The sequence below is a fragment of the Streptomyces azureus genome (genome assembly GCF_001270025.1).
In the GTDB taxonomy this organism is placed as follows: domain Bacteria; phylum Actinomycetota; class Actinomycetes; order Streptomycetales; family Streptomycetaceae; genus Streptomyces; species Streptomyces azureus.
Genome location: NZ_DF968336.1, coordinates 1 through 18,471 on the forward strand (window position 1 = coordinate 1; position 18,471 = coordinate 18,471).

Here is an 18,471-nt window from a genome sequence, read left to right on the forward strand (position 1 = left end):
GCTCCGCTGCCTCGTTCACCAGCCTTGACGAACAGCCCCCACGCCTAACTGAACGGCGTTGGGTCTAGCCGCCGTAGCGCTTCGCGTCGTACGGCGGCCGCGCGCACCTCAGCGGCAGGTCTCCTACTTCGTGGCACCTCGCGTGAAGCCGTTGTAGATGAACCGCTGGAGGAACAGGAAGACGATCAGCGTCGGGACGATGACGAGGATCGCGCCTGCCGAGATGGTCTCCCAGTGGGCTCCGAAGGGGCCCTTGAAGCGGAACAGGGACGTCGAGATCACGCCAAGATCTTCGGAGGGCATGTAGAGGAAGGGGATGTAGAAGTCGTTGTAGACGTTGATCCCCTTCACGATCACGACCGTCGCGATCGCGGGTTTGAGCAGCGGGAAGATGACCTTCCGGTAGACCGTGAAGGCGTTGGCGCCGTCGATGCGGGCCGACTCGTCCAGTGAGACGGGGATGGCCCGTACGAACTGCAGGAAGATGTAGATCGACACGATGTCCGTGCCCATGTAGAGCGCGATCGGCGCCCAGAGGCTGTCGAACATCCCGAGGCTGTTGACGATCTGGAAGGTGGCCACCTGGGTGGTCACTCCGGGGACCAGCGCGGCGACCAGGAACAGGGCCAGGACCAGCTTCCGGAAGCGGAACCGGAAGCGGTCGATGGCGTACGCCGTCATCGAGCCGATGAGGACCGTGCCCCCGATGGCGACGACCAGGATGACCGCCGTGTTGCCGAAGGCCGAGAGCATCCGGCCGTCCTGGAACGCCGTCACGTAGTTGTCGAAGTTGAGCGGGTCGTCGGGCAGCGTGAGGGCGCCGCTGTCGTCCGCCATCTCCCCGGAGGTCTTCAGGGACGTCAGGAAGACCACGGTGAGCGGCAGGAGCACGACCAGCGTCGCGAGGGCCAGGGACAGGTACACGAGGGCACGGGCCACGGCACGGCGCGTCATACGAGGTCCACCTTGTCGTCCGGGACGAGGCGCCGCTGCACCCAGGTCACCGCCAGGATGATCAGCAGCAGTACGACGGCCGCCGCCGAGGCGAGACCCGTCTTGTTGAACTGGAAGGCCAGCTTCACGGTCTGGATCACGAAGGTCTCGGTGCCGGTCGCGCCGCCGGTCATGATGTACGGGATCTCGAAGACCGACAGCGACCCGGAGACCGACAGGATCACCGACAGGCTCAGCACGGGCCGGATACCGGGCGCGATGATGTGGCGGAACTGCTGCCAGCGGTTCGCCCCGTCCAGCTCGGCCGCCTCGTACAGCTCCCCCGGGATGGACTGGATCGCGCCGAGGAAGAGGACGAAGTTCAGGCCCAGGTAGCGCCAGACGGAGACGCCGGCGAGGGAGACGTTGGCCGAGGTGGGCGTGCCCAGCCAGGCGCGGTCGCCGTCGTAGCCGACGAGGTTCAGGATCGCGTCGAGGGTGCCGCCGTCCTGGAAGAAGTACAGGAAGACGAACCCGATCGCCACGCCGTTGATCAGGTACGGGAAGAAGAGCACGCCCTTGAAGAAGTTGCGGAAACGGACGTTGAAGCTCAGGACGGTGGCGAAATAGAGGGCGGCGGCGATCTGCACCACGGACGCGGCGAGGTAGTAGCCGCTGACGAAGAACACCTCGAACAGCTCGGGGCGGGTGAAGAGCTCGGCGTAGTTCTCCGCCCCCGTGTAGTGCAGCTCGGGGCTGACGCCGTCCCAGTCGGTGAAGCTGTACGCGACCATGTTGACGATCGGCGCGTAGGTGAAGGCGACCAGCAGGACGAGCGGAGCGATCAGGAACAGCCAGGGGGTCACGCCCCGCCACCGCCGCGCCCGGCGCGCGGCGGACGGCGGTGTCGGCCCGGCGGGCGCGGCCGTCGGTACCGGCCGCGCCGCCTTCCGGGTGGTGTCGGTCATCAGGACCCCAGGTTCTTCTGCGCCTCGGTCCACTTCTCGCCCAGCCCGGTCAGGAAGTCGTCCAGGCTGCCCTTGCGGGCACCGCGGGCGAGGTCGACGAGTTCCTGGCGGTAGTCGGGCTTGTAGATGCCGACCTCGGACTGGTTGTCGATGGACTTGACCTCGGCGCCCTTGGTGTCGTCGATGTCGAGGAGCTTCACGCCCGCCTCCTCGTACGGCTTGAGGACGTCGGGCAGCGGGCTGTCCTTGAGGGGCGAGAGGGCCAGGTTGGCGTCCGCGTAGCCGGACTTGTCGGTGAACCAGTCGATCCAGGCGCGGGCGGCGTCCTTGTGGTCGGAGTTGACGTTGACGGCCTGGTTGTAGTCGGGCAGCGTCACCGCGCAGAACGTGCCGTTCTTCTGGGCGGGGAAGGGCATGAAGCCGATGTCGTCCGAGTCGGCACCGGCCTGTTCCGCCGCGCCCTGCATCTGGATGACCGCCCAGGAGCCGAGCCACATCGTGGCGATCTCGCCCTTCGCCAACCTGGGTTTGGACGCCTCCCAGTTGGTGGTCGTCGGATCCTTCTCGATGAGTCCTTCGCGCACGATGTCGTACAGCAGCGTGTCGGCGGTCCGCAGATCGGCGCCCTCGGCCCAGGGGTCGCCCTCGGCCAGCTTCGTGGTGGCCTGCTCGTCACAGCTGACCGAGCCGTTGACCTGCGTCCACTGGGTGAGCGGCCACATGTCCTTGAAGTTGGTGTAGTACGGGATCGCGTCGGTCTTCGACTTGATCGCCTTCAGGTCGTCGAGGAACTCGGCCGGCGTCGTGGGCCAGTCGGTGATCCCGGCCTCGCTCCACACCTTCTTGTTGTAGATGAAGCCCGGGACCGCGCCGAGCGGGCTCTGGCCGTAGACCTTGCCGTCGACGGTGGTGTAGTCGGTGAAGCGGTACTTCTTGCTGCGCTCGGCCTGCGTGCCGAGGGAGGCGAAGAACTTCGGGTAGTCCTTCTTCTCGATCACGGCCGGGATCATCAGGACGTCGCCGTAGTTCTCCGTGTTCATACGGATCTTGACCTCGCCCTCGTAGTCGGTGAGGCCCTCGAACTCGACCTTCACCTTGGGATAGGTCTTGTTGAACTCGGCAGCGTACTTCTTCATCGTCTCGTCCTGCACGAGGTCGGTCCGATGGGTGAGGACGGTGATGGTCCCGTCGACCTTGGCCGGATCGTCGGGCGCGTCGGCATCCGCGCCCTTCGAGGTGCCTCCGGTGCCGGTACAGCCCGAGGCCAGCAGGGCTGCGCCCACGGCGAGGGCGAGGACGGTACGGCGGTTCATGTGCATCAGCTCCGTTCGCGGAGAGGAACTCGGGACGGAAGAGCACGTGCGGTATGGCTGGTTCGGCACTCTGACAGCGCTTTCTCAACCGGTAAAGTCCCATTCCCGCCAACGCTGCGAAACCTGTACACGCCTCTTCACTGGACCGGTTTAGGGAGTGCGCATGCTGGAGGCCACACCGCTCGGCGACGGATGGATCCTGCGGCACGAGTCGGACCCGCTCCCGGCCTCCGTGCCGGGCTGCGTGCACACCGACCTGATGGCGGCCGGGGTGATCCCGGATCCTTTCCTGGGTCTGGGCGAGTCCGAGGTGGCGTGGGTGGGGCGCCGGGACTGGACGTACGAGCGCGAGCTCACCAGCGTGTCCGCGCAGGAGCAGACCGACCTGGTCTTCGACGGGCTCGACACCGTCGCCGAGATCTCCCTGGACGGGCGGCTGCTGGGGAAGGTGCGGAACATGCACCGCTCGTACCGGTTCGACGTGACGGGGCTGTCCGGGCGGCTGTCCGTGCGGTTCGTCTCCGCCTACGCCGAGGCCGAGGCCGTGCGGGGACGGCTGGGCGAGCGGCCCGCCGCCTACGCCGAGCCCTACCAGTACCTGCGCAAGATGGCCTGCTCCTTCGGCTGGGACTGGGGGCCGACCCTGGTGACGGCCGGGATCTGGCGTCCGGTGCGCCTGGAGCACTGGTCGACGGCGCGGATCGCCCGGGTGCGTCCGCTGGTCACCGTCGACGAGGGCGTGGGCGTCGTCGAGTTGGCCGTGGACATCGAGCGGACCCGGGTCGAGGCGCCGCTCGCCCTGGAGGCGGAGGTCGGCGGGGTGCGGGCCCGCGCGGAGATCGACGGGGCGGGCGGGGTGGTACGGCTTCGCCTGCCGGACGTCCGGCTGTGGTGGCCGCGCGGTTACGGCGAACAGCCGCTGTACGACGTCGAGTTGCGGCTGCTGCACGGCGAGGGGGCGCTGGACGTGTGGCGGCGCCGGATCGGCTTCCGGACCGTGGAACTGGATCAACGGCCCGACGTGCACGGCACCGGCTTCACCCTCGTCGTCAACGGCGAGCGGCTCTTCGCCCGGGGCGTCAACTGGATCCCCGACGACGTCTTCCCGTCCCGGATCACCCGCGAGCGCTACCGGGAACGGCTGGAGCAGGCCGCCGGGGCGGGCGTGGACCTCGTACGGGTCTGGGGCGGTGGCATCTACGAGAGCGAGGACTTCTACGACGTCTGCGACGAACTCGGGCTGCTGGTCTGGCAGGACTTCCCGTTCGCCTGCGCGGCCTACCCGGAGGAACAGCCGCTGCGCGGTGAGGTGGAGGCCGAGGCGCGGGAGAACGTCGTACGGCTGATGCCGCATCCGTCGCTGGTGCTGTGGAACGGCAACAACGAGAACCTGTGGGGCTTTAGGGACTGGGGCTGGGAGCCGCGGCTGGCCGGTGACTCCTGGGGTGAGGGCTACTACCTGGGCGTACTGCCGCGTGTGGTGGCCGAGTTGGATCCGACGCGACCGTACACGGCGGGGAGTCCCTGGTCCGGGTCATGGGACCGGCATCCCAACGATCCGGCGCACGGCACGCACCACTCCTGGGAGGTGTGGAACCGTGAGGACTACGCCGACTACCGGCTGAGCGTGCCCCGGTTCGTCGCCGAGTTCGGCTGGCAGGCGCCGCCCGCGTACGCCACGCTGCGCCGGGCCCTGCCCGGGGAGGAGCTCGCGCCGGACTCCCCCGGGATGTTGCACCACCAGAAGGCCGACGACGGCAACGGGAAGCTGGAACGGGGGCTGGCGCGGCATTTCGCCGTGCCGGACGGGGACTTCGACCGCTGGCACTACCTGATGCAGGTCAGCCAGGCGCGTGCGGTCGCCGCCGGGATCGAGCACTGGCGGTCGCACTGGCCGGTGTGCGCGGGCACGGTCGTCTGGCAGCTCAACGACTGCTGGCCGGTGACCTCGTGGGCGGCGATCGACGGGGACGGGCGGGAGAAGCCGCTGTACCACGAGCTGAAGCGGCTGTACGCGGACCGGTTGCTGACGCTCCAGGCGCGGCACGGCGGGCTGGTGCTGGCCGCCGTCAACCAGGCGGCCGTGGGCTGGACGACGACGCTGACCCTGCGGCGGATGTCCGTCGAGGGCGAGGTGCTGGAGCAGGTGGCCGTGGAACTGGCGGTCGGGGGGCGGAGCGTGGCACGTGTGGATGTCCCGCGCGAGCTGACGCCGGACGGGCCGAAGGAGTTCCTCGTCGCGGATGCGGGCGGGGACGCGGGGGCGGGAACGGGCAGGGACGCTGGAGCGGCCGGGAACACGGGCGCGGTAGCGAGCGGGGACGCGCGTGCGGGTGGGTTGCGGGCCTTGTACTTCCGGGTGCCGGACCGCGAAGTCCCCTATCCCGCCCCCCGGTTCGATGTCGCGCTCGCCCCGGGCGGCATCACCGTCACCGCCCGCACCCTGGTCCGGGACCTGCTGCTCCAGGCCGACCGGCTGGATCCGGAAGCGCGGGCCGACCGGGGGCTGGTCACGCTGCTGCCGGGCGAAGAGGTGACCATCGGGGTGCGCGGCTGGAAGACTCCGGACGCGGAGAGTGCCCGTTCGGCCCTGTACTGCGTGGAGCCCACCCGATGACGGCAACACCGACCCCCCGCGTCACCATCAAGGACGTCGCCGCCCGCGCCGGCGTGTCCAAGGGTGCCGTCTCGCTCGCGTTCAACCACAAGCCCGGGCTGTCGGAGGCGACCCGGGACCGGATCTTCCGGGCGGCGCGGGAGCTGGGCTGGGCGCCGAACCTCACGGCCCGGACGCTGGCCGGTTCGCGCGTGGACGTGGTGGGGCTCGCGGTGTGCCGGCCGGCGCGGGTGCTCGGGCTGGAGCCCTGGTACATGGAGTTCGTCTCGGGCGTGGAGAGCGTCCTGGCCGAGCACTCCTCCTCCCTGCTGCTGAGGCTCGTACGGAATCTGGACGAGGAGGTGGGGGTCCAGGAGTCGTGGTGGCGGGGGCGGCAGATCGGCGGGTCGATCCTCGTCGACTTCCGGGCCGACGATCCCCGGGTGGGTCTGGTGGAGCGGCTCGGGCTGCCGGTGGTCGCCGTGGGGCATCCCTCGCTGACCGGAGGGCTCACGTCCGTGTGGACCGACGACGCGACGGCCGTGACGGAGGCGGTGCGGTATCTGGCGGCGCTGGGGCACCGGCGGATCGCCCGCGTGGGCGGGGCGGCGGCCCTCGGGCACACGGCCATCCGGACGGCCGCGTTCGACGAGGCGGCGGGGGAGCTGGCGCTGACCGGGGCGTGGCAGGTCGCGACCGACTTCTCGGGAGACGCGGGGGCCCGGGCGACGCGGTCGCTGCTGGCGGCTGCGCCGCCGGACCGGCCGACGGCGATCGTGTACGACAACGACATCATGGCGGTGGCGGGCTTGTCGGTGGCGGCGGAGATGGGTTTGCGGGTGCCGGACGACGTGTCGCTGCTGGCGTGGGACGACTCGCAGCTGTGCCGGCTGACGCATCCGACCCTGTCGGCGATGAGTCATGACGTGCACGGTTTCGGGGCAGAGGTGGCTCGGACGTTGTTCGGGGTGATCACCGGGGACGGAGCGGCCGGGTCGCATCCCGTGCCGACTCCGGTGCTGACTCCGAGAGGGTCCACAGCGCCACCCCGGTGAGATGTGACGTTCACCGCTCGCCATGTCAGGACTGGGCAGCTACGTTACTCATAAGTAGCATGGGATGAGCAAGCGCTCAGCGTCCTGGACCCTGGAGGAGAGCCATCGTGCCTCGTACCGTCAGGGACGTCGTCTTCGTAGACGGCGTCCGCACCCCGTTCGGCAAGGCGGGCCCGAAGGGCATCTACCACGAGACCCGTGCCGACGACCTCGTCGTGAAGGCGATCCGGGAGCTGCTGCGCCGCAACCCCGGTCTCGACCCGAAGAAGATCGACGAGGTCGCCATCGCCGCGACCACCCAGATCGGCGACCAGGGCCTCACCATCGGCCGTACCGCGGGGATCCTCGCCGGTCTGCCGCAGTCCGTCCCGGGTTACTCAATCGACCGCATGTGCGCGGGCGCCCTGACGGCCGTGACCACGGTCGCCGGTTCCGTCGCCTTCGGTGCCTACGACGTCGCCATCGCCGGCGGTGTCGAGCACATGGGCCGCCACCCCATGGGCGAGGGCGTCGACCCGAACCCGCGGTTCGTCTCCGAGAAGCTGGTCGACGAGTCGGCCCTCTTCATGGGCATGACCGCGGAGAACCTGCACGACCGTTACCCGCAGATCACCAAGCTGCGCGCGGACGAGTACGCCGTGCGCTCCCAGGAGAAGGCCGCCAAGGCGTACGCCAACGGCAAGATCCAGGCCGACCTGGTGCCGGTCTCGGTGCGCCGCACCAACGCCGAGGCCGGGGAGACGGGCTGGGGCCTGGTCACCGCCGACGAGCCGATGCGCCCGGGCACGACGCTGGAGAACCTCCAGGGCCTGAAGACCCCGTTCCGCGTCCACGGCCGGGTCACCGCCGGTAACGCGGCCGGTCTGAACGACGGCGCCACCGCCTCGGTCATCGCCTCCGAGGAGTTCGCGCGGGAGAACGACCTCCCCGTCAAGATGCGTCTGGTCGCCTACTCCTTCGCGGGCGTCGAGCCGGAGGTCATGGGCTACGGTCCGATCCCGGCGACGGAGAAGGCGCTGGCCCAGGCGGGCCTGTCGATCTCCGACATCGGTCTGTTCGAGATCAACGAGGCCTTCGCCGTCCAGGTGCTGGCCTTCCTCGACCACTACGGCATCGCCGACGACGACGAGCGCGTCAACCAGTACGGCGGCGCCATCGCCTTCGGCCACCCGCTGGCCTCCTCCGGCGTCCGCCTGATGACGCAGCTGGCCCGCCAGTTCGAGGAGCAGCCGCACGTCCGCTACGGCCTGACCACCATGTGCGTCGGCTTCGGCATGGGCGCGACGGTCATCTGGGAGAACCCGCACTTCGAGGGGGACAAGTGAGCACCACCGCCGAGCTTCTGAAGCAGGCTTCCGAGCTGTTCCCGGACGAGGTCGTCACGAGTGCGCACGTACGCCACTTCGACCTGCCGCTGGGTGCCGGGCGCTTCGCCCTGATCACCCTGGACAACGGCCACGACCACACCAAGCCGACCACCTTCGGCCCGGCCTCGCTGGCGAACCTGAACGCCGCGATCGACCAGGTCGAGAAGGAGGCGGCGGACGGCGAGATCGTCGGCGCCGGCATCACCGGCAAGCCGTTCATCTTCGCGGTCGGCGCCGACCTCAAGGGCGTGGAGATCCTCAAGGAGTACGAGCACGCGCTCGCCATCGGCAAGGGCGGCCACGAGGTCTTCAAGCGGCTGTCCAAGCTGGCCGTGCCGACCTTCGCGTACTACAACGGCGCCGCGATGGGCGGCGGTGTCGAGGTCGGTCTGCACTGCACCTACCGGACCGTCTCCTCGGCCGTCCCGGCGTTCTCGCTCCCCGAGGTGTTCCTCGGCCTGGTCCCCGGCTGGGGCGGCTGCACGCTCCTGCCGAACCTGATCGGCGCCGACAAGGCCGTCTCGGTGATCATCGAGAACAGCCTCAACCAGAACAAGCAGCTCAAGGGCAAGCAGATCTACGAGCTCGGGATCGCCGACGCGATCTTCGAGGGCGCGGACTTCCTGGAGCAGTCGCTGATCTGGACCGCGTCGGTCCTCAAGGGCGAGCTGGAGATCGAGCGCCCGGTGATCGACCGTGGCGAGGGCTGGGACCAGGCCGTCGCCAAGGGCCGCTTCATCGCGGACTCCAAGGTGCACGGCGCCGCCCCGGCCGCCTACCGCGCCCTGGACATCATCGCCGCCGCCAGGAACGGCGACCTCCAGCAGGGCTACGACGCCGAGGACAAGGCGCTCGCCGACCTCATCATGGGCGGTGAACTGCGCTCCGGCATCTACGCCTTCAACCTGGTGCAGAAGCGCGGCAAGCGCCCCGCGGGTGCCCCGGACAAGAGCCTGGCCCGCCCGGTCACCAAGGTCGGTGTCGTCGGCGCCGGTCTGATGGCCAGCCAGCTCGCGCTGCTGTTCCTGCGCCGCCTGGAGGTGCCGGTCGTGCTGACCGACATCGACCAGGAGCGCGTCGACAAGGGTGTGGGCTACGTCCACGCCGAGATCGACAAGCTGCTCGGCAAGGGCCGCATCAACCAGGACAAGGCCAACCGCCTCAAGGCCCTGGTGACCGGCGTCCTGGACAAGGCCGAGGGCTTCGCGGACGCGGACTTCATCATCGAGGCCGTGTTCGAGGAGATGGGCGTCAAGCAGAAGGTGTTCGCGGAGGTCGAGGCGGTCGCCCCGGCGCACGCGATCCTGGCCACCAACACCTCCTCGCTGTCGGTGTCGGAGATGGCGTCGAAGCTGAAGCACCCCGAGCGGGTCGTCGGCTTCCACTTCTTCAACCCGGTCGCCGTGCTGCCGCTGCTGGAGATCGTCCGCGGCGAGCAGACCGACGACGCCTCCCTCGCCACGGCGTTCGGCGTCGCCAAGAAGCTGAAGAAGACCGCGGTGCTCGTGAAGGACGCCCCGGCGTTCGTCGTGAACCGCATCCTGACCCGCTTCATGGGCGAGATCCAGAACGTCATCGACGAGGGCACCCCGGTCGAGGTCGCCGAGAAGGCCGTCGAGCCGCTCGGCCTGCCGATGTCGCCGCTGGTCCTGCTGGAGCTGGTCGGCCCGGCGATCGGCCTGCACGTCTCCGAGACGCTCAACAAGGCGTTCCCGGACCGCTTCACGGTCTCCCCGAACCTCAAGGCGGTCGTCGAGGCGGGCAAGCGCGGCTTCTACGTCTACGACAGCGGCAAGCCGGAGCTGGACCCGGAGGTCGCCGCGCTGCTGAAGCAGGGCGACAGCGTCCTGACGGAGGAGCAGGTGCGCGAGCGGGTACTCGACGCGGTGGCGCAGGAGATCGGGCTCATGCTCGACGAGGGCGTCGTCGCCGAGGCGCAGGACATCGACCTGTGCCTGATCACGGGCGCCGGCTGGCCGTTCCACCTGGGCGGCATCACGCCGTACCTGGACCGCGAGGGCGTCTCCGAGCGGGTCAACGGCAGGAGGTTCCTGGCGCAGGGCGTGGCGAGCGTCCCCGCGTAACGCGTAACCCCTGAGGGGGGTGGGGCGACCGGTAACGATCCGGATCCCCCGCCCCCCTTCTGCATGCCCTCACAGATAGGATCCTCACACAATCCGACCATTGTTTACCTGACTCTGACGGTCTCCACCGGAGACCTCCGGGTGTCCTCGAAGGAGTCCTACGTGGCGTCCTCCCGCCGCCGACCACCCCGACGCCGGATCTGGCCCAAGGTCAGGCTCCTGCTCCTGGTGGCGGTGGTCGCCGCCGGCGGCACGGCGCTGTATCCCGTGTGGAAGGCGGCGAACCCGGACCCGCCCGAGCTCAAGGTCCGCTACCGGACCGGCACTCCGGCCACGGCCGCGGCGGCCAAGCCGTCGTTCGAGGTCTTCAACGACACGGAGAAGGCACTGCCGTTGAGCGATGTGACGCTCCGGTACTACTTCACGGCCGACCGCGCCCCGGGTCCCTCGCCGTACGCCTTCAACTGCGTCAACGCCGCCTTCGGCTGCTCGCACGTCGCCGGCCGAATCGTCGCGATGGACAAGGCCACCGACACCGCCGACCACTACCTGGAGGTCAGGTTCACGGCCGGCGCGGGCAGCCTGAAGCCGGGCGCCAACAGCAAGGGCATCGACCTCCAGCTCTTCCGCACCGACCACAAGCGGCTGAAGCAGTCCGACGACCGCTCCTTCGACGCCGGGATGACGTCCTACAAGGAGGCGGAGAAGGTCACCGCGTACAAGCGGGGTGTCCTCGCCTGGGGGGAGGAGCCGGACGGCACCGAGGCGAGCGACGAGAAGAAGGCCTCGGCGAAGGCCGCCGCGCCCGACCCGGTGCCGGCTCCCCCGGCCGGGGTGCTGTTCGACGACTTCACCTACCAGGGCCCCAAGGACCCGGCCCTGTTCAAACACGGCTGGCTGGTCCGCACCAGCAAGGGCGGCCCCGGCATCGAGAACACCTGGTCGGCGGAGAACGTCAGCTTCCCCACCGCCGAGGGCGCCCAGGCCGACGGCCCGGTGCTCAACCTGCGGGCGAGCACGGACGGCACCAGGTCGGGCACGAAGCAGGCGAGTCTGGGCACCAGGAGCAGCCAGTTCCGCGACGGCACCTACGCGGCCCGTATCCACTTCAGCGACGATCCGGCGAAGGGCGAGGGCGGCGACCACGTCAACCAGACCTTCTACACGATCGGCGGAAGCGGCACGAAGTACAGCGAGCTCGACAACGAGTACATGCCGAACGGCGGTTGGGGCCGTCCCGGTCCCAAGCTCGACACCGTCTCCTGGTACCACCACGAGAGCAACGACCGCGTGTACAAGACGACCAACAAGAGCCTCGACGGCTGGCACACCATGATGATCACCGTCGAGGACGACGTCGTCACCTACCGCATGGACGGCGAGAAGCTCTTCTCCAGCGACGGCAAGTACGCCCCGCGCTCCGGGATGTCCGTGAACTTCAACCACTGGTTCGTGGATCTGCCGTTCAAGGGCGACCGCGCGTGGGACCTGAAGGTGGACTGGCTCTACTACAACGCGAACGGATCCCTGTCGGTGAAGGAAGTCCGGTCCGCGGTCGAGGACTTCACCGGCGAGGGAATGAACTACTTCGACACGGTTCGGGAGTCCCGGTGAGGAAAAGGCGGTCCAACGCCCACAGGCACGCTGCCGAGGCTGCGGAGAACAAGCCGGTGGTGAGCCGGCGTTCCGCGCTGCTGATGGGCGGCACAGGAGGCGTCGCGATGGCCGGCGGCGGCGCGTGGCTGGGCCAGGTGGTGGCACAGCCCGCCGCCGCGCCGGCCGCCGAGGGAGCCATCGGAGGCCTCACCACGCCTCCCCTCTACGCCCCCTCCGGCCGCCGCCCCAAGTACCGCAGGGCCAGCTGGTCCCAGCAGTTCCAGGCCTCCCACGGCTGGACGCCGGGAGGCGCGGGCACCGCGTCGGCCGAGGCGAACGACAAGTCCGTCTTCGTGCGCGGCACCCAGTCGGTCCGGGTGACCACGAACGGCAGCGGCAAGCAGTCCTACGTCCGCAGGACCGGCATGCCCGCGGTCAGCATGAGCGGCAAGATGATCCGGCTCGTCTTCCGCGTCGACGACGTGACGAACCTGGCCAAGCTCGTCTTCTACCTGGGCAGCGGCTCCCTCGCGAACCACTTCGCCTGGACCCTCCACACCCACTCCAAGACGGCGGCCAACTACGTCCAGTCCGGGGAGTGGGTGACGGTCCATCTCCAGTGGGCCGACGTCAACGCGGCGGCCGGCACGTACTCCATCGGCGCCGACGGCAAGCCGTCCACCAAGACCGGCTTCACCGACATGTCGTTCGCGGTGTACGACAACGCGGGCGGCCCGGTGACGTACCGGCTCCAGGCCGTCGAGCTGATACCGGACACCGTCTCGGTCTTCCCCAAGGGCGTCGTCTCCCTCACCTTCGACGACTCCCACAAGTCGATCCACGACCTGGCCCGTCCGGTGATGGACCGCTACGGCTTCCCCGGCACGGTCTACAACATCGCCGACGCCATCGGCACCGGCAACTTCCTCACGCTCAACCAGATGCGCTCGATGCAGGACTTCTCCGGCTGGGAGATGGCGGGCCACTCGTACGCGAACGCCGTCCACACGGCGAGCTATCCCAAGCTCACCGCCGAGCAGGCCGACGACGACTTCCGGAAGCTGCGCGAGTGGCTGGTGTCCAACGGCTTCACCAGCGAGCACTTCGCCTATCCGCACGGCGCGTTCCAGAAGACGACCGACGGTGTCCCGGTCGACCAGATAGCGAGCCGGCACTTCACCACGGCCCGGTCGATCATCTCCGAGACGATCGAGTCGTTCGCCCCGGCGATGCCGTACCGCCTCAAGGCGCTGACCGGCATCAACGACGGCACCGGCATCGGCGGTACGGCGCTGTCGAAGCTGACCGGCGCGGGCGGCCGGCTCGACCGCTGCGTGAACAGCGGCGACTGGCTGATCCTCTGTCTGCACAAGGTCACCGGGGGCGCCCCGGCGACGAGCACCGAGATCGGCAAGTCGGGTCTGGAGACGCTGATGAAGGCGATCGACGACCGGGGCATCCCGGTGCTGACGGTCGAGGAAGCGATGGCCTCGTACACCTGAGGCCCGGACGCACGAGGCCGGACACCTGAGAGAGGGGCGGCCCCCCGGCCGCCCCTCTCTCAGGTCCGTCTCGAGGACACGGCCTACCAGCCGCCGCCCTGCCCGTATCCCTGCCCCTGGCCCTGCTGCCAGGAGGGGTCCGGATGCGGGTATCCGCCCTGCTGGGGGTCGTGGCCCTGGCCCGGGTACTGCTGCTGGTACGGGTCGGGGTAGCCGTCGTACCCGCCCTGCCACTGCTGCTGACCGGCCGGCTCCGGTGTCCCCCAGCTCACCCGCTGCTGCGGGACGGCCGCGTGCTGCTCCTCGTCGTAGCCCGGGATGGGCTGCGGCTGGGCCGGGATGCCGCCGGACGGGCGGGGCCGGGTGCGCAGGGCCACGCCCTCCAGACGCATCAGCTGGAGGGTCTCGGTGACCTTCTTGTCGGAGTACGGGTCCTCTTCCTCGAAGATCTCCGTCATCTCGGACTCGTGGTCACCGGCCACGGACACCTCGACACCGCCCTGGCGGGTGCCCCAGCTGCCCTTGTGCAGGGTGAACAGGGCGTAGAACCGCAGCGGGGTCAGCAGGGTCAGCTGGATCACGCCGTAGACCGGCGCGAGCAGGAACATGCCGAACCGCTTGACGAAGCCCATGCCCCGGCGCGGGAAGTCGAGGTACCGCACATTGCGCAGGTAGCCCATCAGCACCATGAAGATCAGGTAGTCGCCGATGTGGTTGACGAACTGCTCGGGCTTGATGATGGGCAGGATGACCATCGAGTAGAACATCGCCGAGCCGAAGACCAGCCACAGAGCGAGTTCCATGCAGGTCAGCCAGAAGGCGGGCCGGTACTTCTTCTGGTGCCGGAACGCCCACAGCGACTCGCGGAAGAAGGACTTGTTCCAGCGGACCTGCTGGCGCAGGAAGTGCGGCAGCTTCTCGGGGACGGCGGTGTAGCCGACGGCCGTCTCCTGGAAGACGACCTGTCCTTCCATCAGGCAGTAGTTGGTCATGCGGCGGTCGTCACCGAAGACGGCCGGCTTGCCCAGGAACTGCTGGCCCAGGAAGTCCGGCAGGTACTTGCGCACCAGCGTGCCGCGGTAGGCGGAGAGCGCGCCGCAGCAGCACAGGACCGACTTCAGCCGCGAGTAGGCGGCCCGCTCGAAGAGGAACGAGTTGCCGTAACGCAGGTCCTGGAGACGGGTGAAGATGTTGCTGTCGTGGTTGAGCGCCAGCACCATGCCGGTGGAGGCCATGATCTTCTCGTCGGCCAGCGGCAGCAGCAGCTCGCGCACGGTGTCCCGGGACAGCACGGTGTCCGAGTCGACGCACAGGAAGATGTCCGAGTACGGCGCGGCCTCGAAGCCCAGCGCGAGCGCCTCGCGCTTGCCCTTGTTCTCCGGCTGCACGCTGACGGTGTACTTGACGCCCTTGGCCTCGAACTCGCGGCGCATCTTCTTCGCCGCGCGGATGCCGGAGTCGTCGGCGCTGGCGTCGTCGATGATGTGGATCTCGTTCGGCAGCCGGCTCTGCGCGAGGAGGCTGCGCATGCCCTGCTCGAACATCACCGGGTCCTCGTTGTAAATCGGGATGACCGCGGTGACCCAGGCGTTCTCCAGGTACTCCAGCTCCTCCCGCCCGGCCTTGGCCGGACGGTAGAAGAGGGCGCCGAACATCTTCAGGGACAGCAGACCCATGGCACCCATGGAGTACAGGTGCAGCGAACCGGCGTCGAGCCGGGTCGCGATGAGCGCGGCCAGGGCCAGGAAGACGAAGTACGAGACCTTCAAGTGCCGCCGTTTGCGGTGCGCGCGACGGCCACCGGAGTCGACGGCCCCGGGTATGTACGTGTCCTCGGCTGTCACAGCTTGACCACCCGCGGGTGATCGGCGGACCCGCCGCGGGTGTCGAAGAGCGCCCGGGCGCGGTCGGCGAGCACGTCCAGGTCGATCTCGCGGTGCGGCTGGAGCAGGATGGTGAGGTCGGCGGCCTCGGCGGCGGCGAGATAGTCGACGGCACGCTCGACGGGCACACCGTCGACGCGCCAGTCCTCGACCCGCGGGTCGAAGTAGACGAGTTCGGCACCGCGCGCGAGCAGGTTCTCCGCGACGGGTGTCGCCGGGCTCTCGCGCTGGTCGGAGATGTCCGGCTTGTAGGTCACGCCGAGCAGCAGGACACGCGAGCCGCGCACGGCTTTGCCCTGGTTGTTGAGCAGATCGGCCGCCCGGTTGACGACATGCACGGGCATCCGCTGGTTGATCTCCTGCGCCAGTTCCACGAACCGGAACGGGATGCCCAGCGAACGGACCTTGTACGACAGGTAGTTGGGGTCGATCGGTATGCAGTGCCCGCCGACGCCGGGGCCGGGGTAGAAGGGCGCGAACCCGAACGGCTTCGTGGACGCGCACCGGATCGCGTCCCACAGGTCGACACCGATCTCACGGCAGAACATCGACATCTCGTTGACGAGAGCGATGTTGACGTGCCGGTAGGTGTTCTCCAGCAGCTTGGCCATCTCGGCCTCGCGGGTGCCCTTGGCCTCGACGACCCGGTGCACGAAACGCTCGTAGAGGGCGCGGGCGGCCTTGGTGCAGTCGGCCGTGCTGCCGCCGACGACCTTGGGCGTGTTCTCCAGCCCGAAGGAGGCGTTGCCCGGGTCGATGCGCTCCGGGGAGAAGGCGAGGTGGAAGTCGACGCCGACGCGCAGCCCGCCGGCCTCCAGACGGGGCCTGACGACCTCGTCGGTGGTCCCCGGGTACGTCGTCGACTCCAGCACCACGAGCGTGCCGGCCCGGAGATGGGCGGCGATGTCGTCCACGGCGGCGTGCACCGCGCCGAGGTCCGGAGCACCGTGGTCGGTGAGGGGCGTCGGCACACACACCACGACCGCGGCGGCATCGGCGACGACCCCGGCCCGGTCGGTGGCCTCGAAGCCCCGCTCCAGCATGCCGCGCACATCGGAGTCGGTGATGTCGTCCACGTGCGAGCGGCCGGCGTTCAGCCCGTCGACCACCCGTCGGCTGCGGTCGAGACCGACCACCTTCAGGCCCGCGGCGGCCGCGGACCTGGCCAACGGCAGTCCCACGTAGCCCAGTCCGACAACGACGAGATCCACCGTGGAGGATCTGCTCACGACATAATTCCCCAACCCCGTTGCCGCAGCCCCGGCCTGACGCAGCGACAACCGGCCCCCCAGCAAATCGAACAGTGCGAGGAGGTTAACAAGACCTTCACCCTTTGACCATGTTCACCCGAGGTGCATCTCGTCACGCACACATCCGTACAACTCTTGGCCGACTTGGTGGCTCTGGAGCGACGAGAGCCTCGGAAGGAACGGGGTGTCAGATCTCCCGCCATGCCTCCAGCGCGAGCCCCGGTTCGTCCTTGCGGCGGGTGACCAGCAGCTTCCCGGTCGACGGGGAGAGGGAGACCGCGACGACCTCGTCGTGCTCGTCGAGCGCCAGCGACACCGTGGCGTCGGCGGGCAGTGGGGGGCCGGACTCGGTCCACCAGGCCCCGGCGGACTCCAGTTCGGTCGGGTAGGCGGCGAAGGCGACCCGGCCACTCGATGACCGCTGGGCGAGCACGGTGCAGTCGTGCCCCTCGATCTCACAGCGCACGGCGGACACGGGGCCCGGCCCGGCGGAGGCGATGAGCGTCACCGGCTTCTCCCCCGGGCGCCAGGCGCACAGGTCGCCGGAGATGTCCGTGAAGAAGAGGGTGGTGTGCTCGGCGGACGTCGCGAGCGCGCGCAGGGTCCCCGGACGAACGGGCATGTCGACCCCCTCCCCCCGCACCGGCGTCCGGCCCGGCTCCTCCTGCCGCCAGTGCAGAATCCCGCCGGCCGCGGCGGCATACACCTCGACCAGCCCCGACTCCCCCGTCACGGCGGCCAACTCCCCCTCCACGTCATGCCCCTCGAGGTTCTGCCAGGGCCCCCAGCCGCCCTTCTCCTTCTGGTTGCGCAGGCTCACTCCGCCGCCCTTGTTACGGACGAAGACATAGCCACGCCCCTGGGCGTCGACGGCGACGGCCGGCTCGCCCGTCCGGTCGCCCTTCTTGTCGGGGTGCCCGATCGGGATCCAGTCCAGGGGCGCGAGCCGGGGCCGGAAGTGGGTGGAGTGCACGAGCCCCGACTCGCCCGGCACGGTGGGCCGCCAGGCGGCCAGATGGGCGTAGCCGTCGACACCCTGGCCGACCGCGAGCCCCGGGTGCAGCTTCTGGGTGCCGCCGACGGTTCGGGGGGCGTCCCAGGAGCCGGCGGGGCCGCGTTCCGCACGGCACAGGACGGCGTCGCCGGAGGGGAGGTAGACGGTGAGGCGGCCGTCGCGGCCGCGGATGAGCCAGTCGCCGTTCACCGGTTCACCTTACGCGGGCGGGGTGGCCGGCCGCCGCGCCCGCCCCCTGCCTGGCCGGGATCCGCCGTGCGACCCTGACCACATGAACAGCAACGCTCCCCTGCTTGTCGTCGTCGACGCCGCGAATGTCGTCGGGTCGGTGCCGGACGGTTGGTGGCGGGACCGGAAGGGCGCGGCGGAGCGGTTGCGGGACCGGTTGGCGTCGGACGGGGTGCCGGGGGTGGACGGGCCGGTGGAGGTCGTGCTCGTGGTGGAGGGGGCGGCGCGGGGGGTGGAGTCCGTGGCCGGGGTGCGGGTGGAGTCGGCGGCGGGCAGTGGGGACGACCACATCGTGGACGTGGTCGCGGGGGCGGGTGCACGTCCGGTGCTGGTGGTCACGGCGGACCGGGAGCTGCGCCGGCGGGTCGGGGAGTTGGGGGCGGAGGTGGCGGGGCCGCGGTCGGTACGGCCGTAGTGCCCCGGCAGGCAACGTTTGCCCGTCAAGGAGCGGCGTCCGGTGCGTGCTCTGGGGGTACCCCCTGCTCGAAGCAGCTTGGGGGAGTGCCGGCCGGAAGCCCTCGTACTGGATGTACCCGGGCTTTCGGCCGGTGCGGCGAGAGGGCGTGCCGGGCGTCGCGACGGGGCGAACGTTGCCTGCCGGGGCACTAGTGAGGGCCGCTTCTGCTGGCGCGGGGTGGGCCCGCGACTCGGCGCTGCGGGGTGCCGCCGGCGGCTGCTGGG

The 18,471-nt window shown here is 69.6% G+C and carries 13 protein-coding genes; 7 read left to right on the top strand and 6 right to left on the bottom strand.

All coding sequences use genetic code 11. From position 1 onward, the window contains the following. Window positions 1–123 precede the first annotated feature (123 nt). The 3 genes from AOQ53_RS25275 to AOQ53_RS25285 are packed head-to-tail and all read right to left on the bottom strand — an operon-like array spanning window position 124 to window position 3,214. Complete coding sequence (locus tag AOQ53_RS25275; protein WP_059420669.1) at window positions 124–954, bottom strand: carbohydrate ABC transporter permease; 831 nt, start codon at window positions 952–954, stop codon at window positions 124–126. Further along, a complete protein-coding gene (locus AOQ53_RS25280; protein WP_059420670.1) occupies window positions 951–1,901 on the bottom strand; it encodes a carbohydrate ABC transporter permease in 951 nt (316 codons plus the stop codon). Before AOQ53_RS25280 ends, AOQ53_RS25275 begins: the two co-directional genes overlap by 4 nt. Continuing rightward, window positions 1,901–3,214, bottom strand: a complete 1,314-nt coding sequence (locus AOQ53_RS25285; protein ID WP_059420729.1) for an ABC transporter substrate-binding protein — start codon at window positions 3,212–3,214, stop codon at window positions 1,901–1,903. The genes AOQ53_RS25280 and AOQ53_RS25285 overlap by 1 nt, the downstream gene beginning before the upstream one ends. 163 nt (window positions 3,215–3,377) lie before the next feature. On the opposite strand from AOQ53_RS25285, the gene AOQ53_RS25290 reads away from it, so the two are divergent. From AOQ53_RS25290 to AOQ53_RS25315, 6 genes are all read left to right on the top strand, one after another. Then, window positions 3,378–5,831, top strand: coding sequence for a glycoside hydrolase family 2 protein (locus tag AOQ53_RS25290; protein ID WP_059420671.1), 2,454 nt, complete (start codon window positions 3,378–3,380; stop codon window positions 5,829–5,831). Next, on the top strand, window positions 5,828–6,865 hold the full coding sequence (locus AOQ53_RS25295; RefSeq protein ID WP_059420672.1) for a LacI family DNA-binding transcriptional regulator: 1,038 nt from the start codon (window positions 5,828–5,830) through the stop codon (window positions 6,863–6,865). The genes AOQ53_RS25290 and AOQ53_RS25295 overlap by 4 nt, the downstream gene beginning before the upstream one ends. A 107-nt stretch (window positions 6,866–6,972) precedes the next feature. After that, on the top strand, window positions 6,973–8,190 hold the full coding sequence (locus AOQ53_RS25300; RefSeq protein ID WP_059420673.1) for a thiolase family protein: 1,218 nt from the start codon (window positions 6,973–6,975) through the stop codon (window positions 8,188–8,190). Then, on the top strand, window positions 8,187–10,316 hold the full coding sequence (locus AOQ53_RS25305; protein WP_059420675.1) for a 3-hydroxyacyl-CoA dehydrogenase NAD-binding domain-containing protein: 2,130 nt from the start codon (window positions 8,187–8,189) through the stop codon (window positions 10,314–10,316). The genes AOQ53_RS25300 and AOQ53_RS25305 overlap by 4 nt, the downstream gene beginning before the upstream one ends. A gap of 162 nt (window positions 10,317–10,478) precedes the next feature. Beyond that, window positions 10,479–11,930: a cellulose binding domain-containing protein gene (locus tag AOQ53_RS25310; RefSeq protein ID WP_059420731.1), complete on the top strand. Its 1,452-nt coding sequence runs from the start codon at window positions 10,479–10,481 to the stop codon at window positions 11,928–11,930. A gap of 59 nt (window positions 11,931–11,989) precedes the next feature. Continuing rightward, the gene (locus tag AOQ53_RS25315) at window positions 11,990–13,414 is read left to right on the top strand and encodes a polysaccharide deacetylase family protein (RefSeq protein ID WP_236711814.1); all 1,425 of its coding nucleotides are present in this window, start codon (window positions 11,990–11,992) and stop codon (window positions 13,412–13,414) included. 83 nt (window positions 13,415–13,497) lie between these two features. On the opposite strand, the gene AOQ53_RS25320 is transcribed toward AOQ53_RS25315, so the two are convergent. From AOQ53_RS25320 to AOQ53_RS25330, 3 genes are all read right to left on the bottom strand, one after another. Continuing rightward, the gene (locus AOQ53_RS25320) at window positions 13,498–15,258 is read right to left on the bottom strand and encodes a glycosyltransferase (RefSeq protein WP_059420679.1); all 1,761 of its coding nucleotides are present in this window, start codon (window positions 15,256–15,258) and stop codon (window positions 13,498–13,500) included. Then, complete coding sequence (locus tag AOQ53_RS25325) at window positions 15,255–16,526, bottom strand: nucleotide sugar dehydrogenase (RefSeq protein ID WP_059420681.1); 1,272 nt, start codon at window positions 16,524–16,526, stop codon at window positions 15,255–15,257. Before AOQ53_RS25325 ends, AOQ53_RS25320 begins: the two co-directional genes overlap by 4 nt. 208 nt (window positions 16,527–16,734) lie before the next feature. Beyond that, window positions 16,735–17,751, bottom strand: coding sequence for a hypothetical protein (locus AOQ53_RS25330; protein WP_059420683.1), 1,017 nt, complete (start codon window positions 17,749–17,751; stop codon window positions 16,735–16,737). Between the two features lie 82 nt (window positions 17,752–17,833). On the opposite strand from AOQ53_RS25330, the gene AOQ53_RS25335 reads away from it, so the two are divergent. Continuing rightward, the gene (locus AOQ53_RS25335) at window positions 17,834–18,205 is read left to right on the top strand and encodes a PIN domain-containing protein (RefSeq protein WP_059420684.1); all 372 of its coding nucleotides are present in this window, start codon (window positions 17,834–17,836) and stop codon (window positions 18,203–18,205) included. Window positions 18,206–18,471 lie beyond the last annotated feature (266 nt).

What these genes read in the sequence shown, in the direction of transcription:
- AOQ53_RS25280 (WP_059420670.1), bottom strand. Translation starts at nt 1,901, where the DNA reads ATGACCGACACCACCCGGAAGGCGGCGCGGCCGGTACCGACGGCCGCG.
- AOQ53_RS25275 (WP_059420669.1), bottom strand. Translation starts at nt 954, where the DNA reads ATGACGCGCCGTGCCGTGGCCCGTGCCCTCGTGTACCTGTCCCTGGCC.
- AOQ53_RS25335 (WP_059420684.1), top strand. Translation starts at nt 17,834, where the DNA reads ATGAACAGCAACGCTCCCCTGCTTGTCGTCGTCGACGCCGCGAATGTC.
- AOQ53_RS25290 (WP_059420671.1), top strand. Translation starts at nt 3,378, where the DNA reads ATGCTGGAGGCCACACCGCTCGGCGACGGATGGATCCTGCGGCACGAG.
- AOQ53_RS25285 (WP_059420729.1), bottom strand. Translation starts at nt 3,214, where the DNA reads ATGAACCGCCGTACCGTCCTCGCCCTCGCCGTGGGCGCAGCCCTGCTG.
- AOQ53_RS25295 (WP_059420672.1), top strand. Translation starts at nt 5,828, where the DNA reads ATGACGGCAACACCGACCCCCCGCGTCACCATCAAGGACGTCGCCGCC.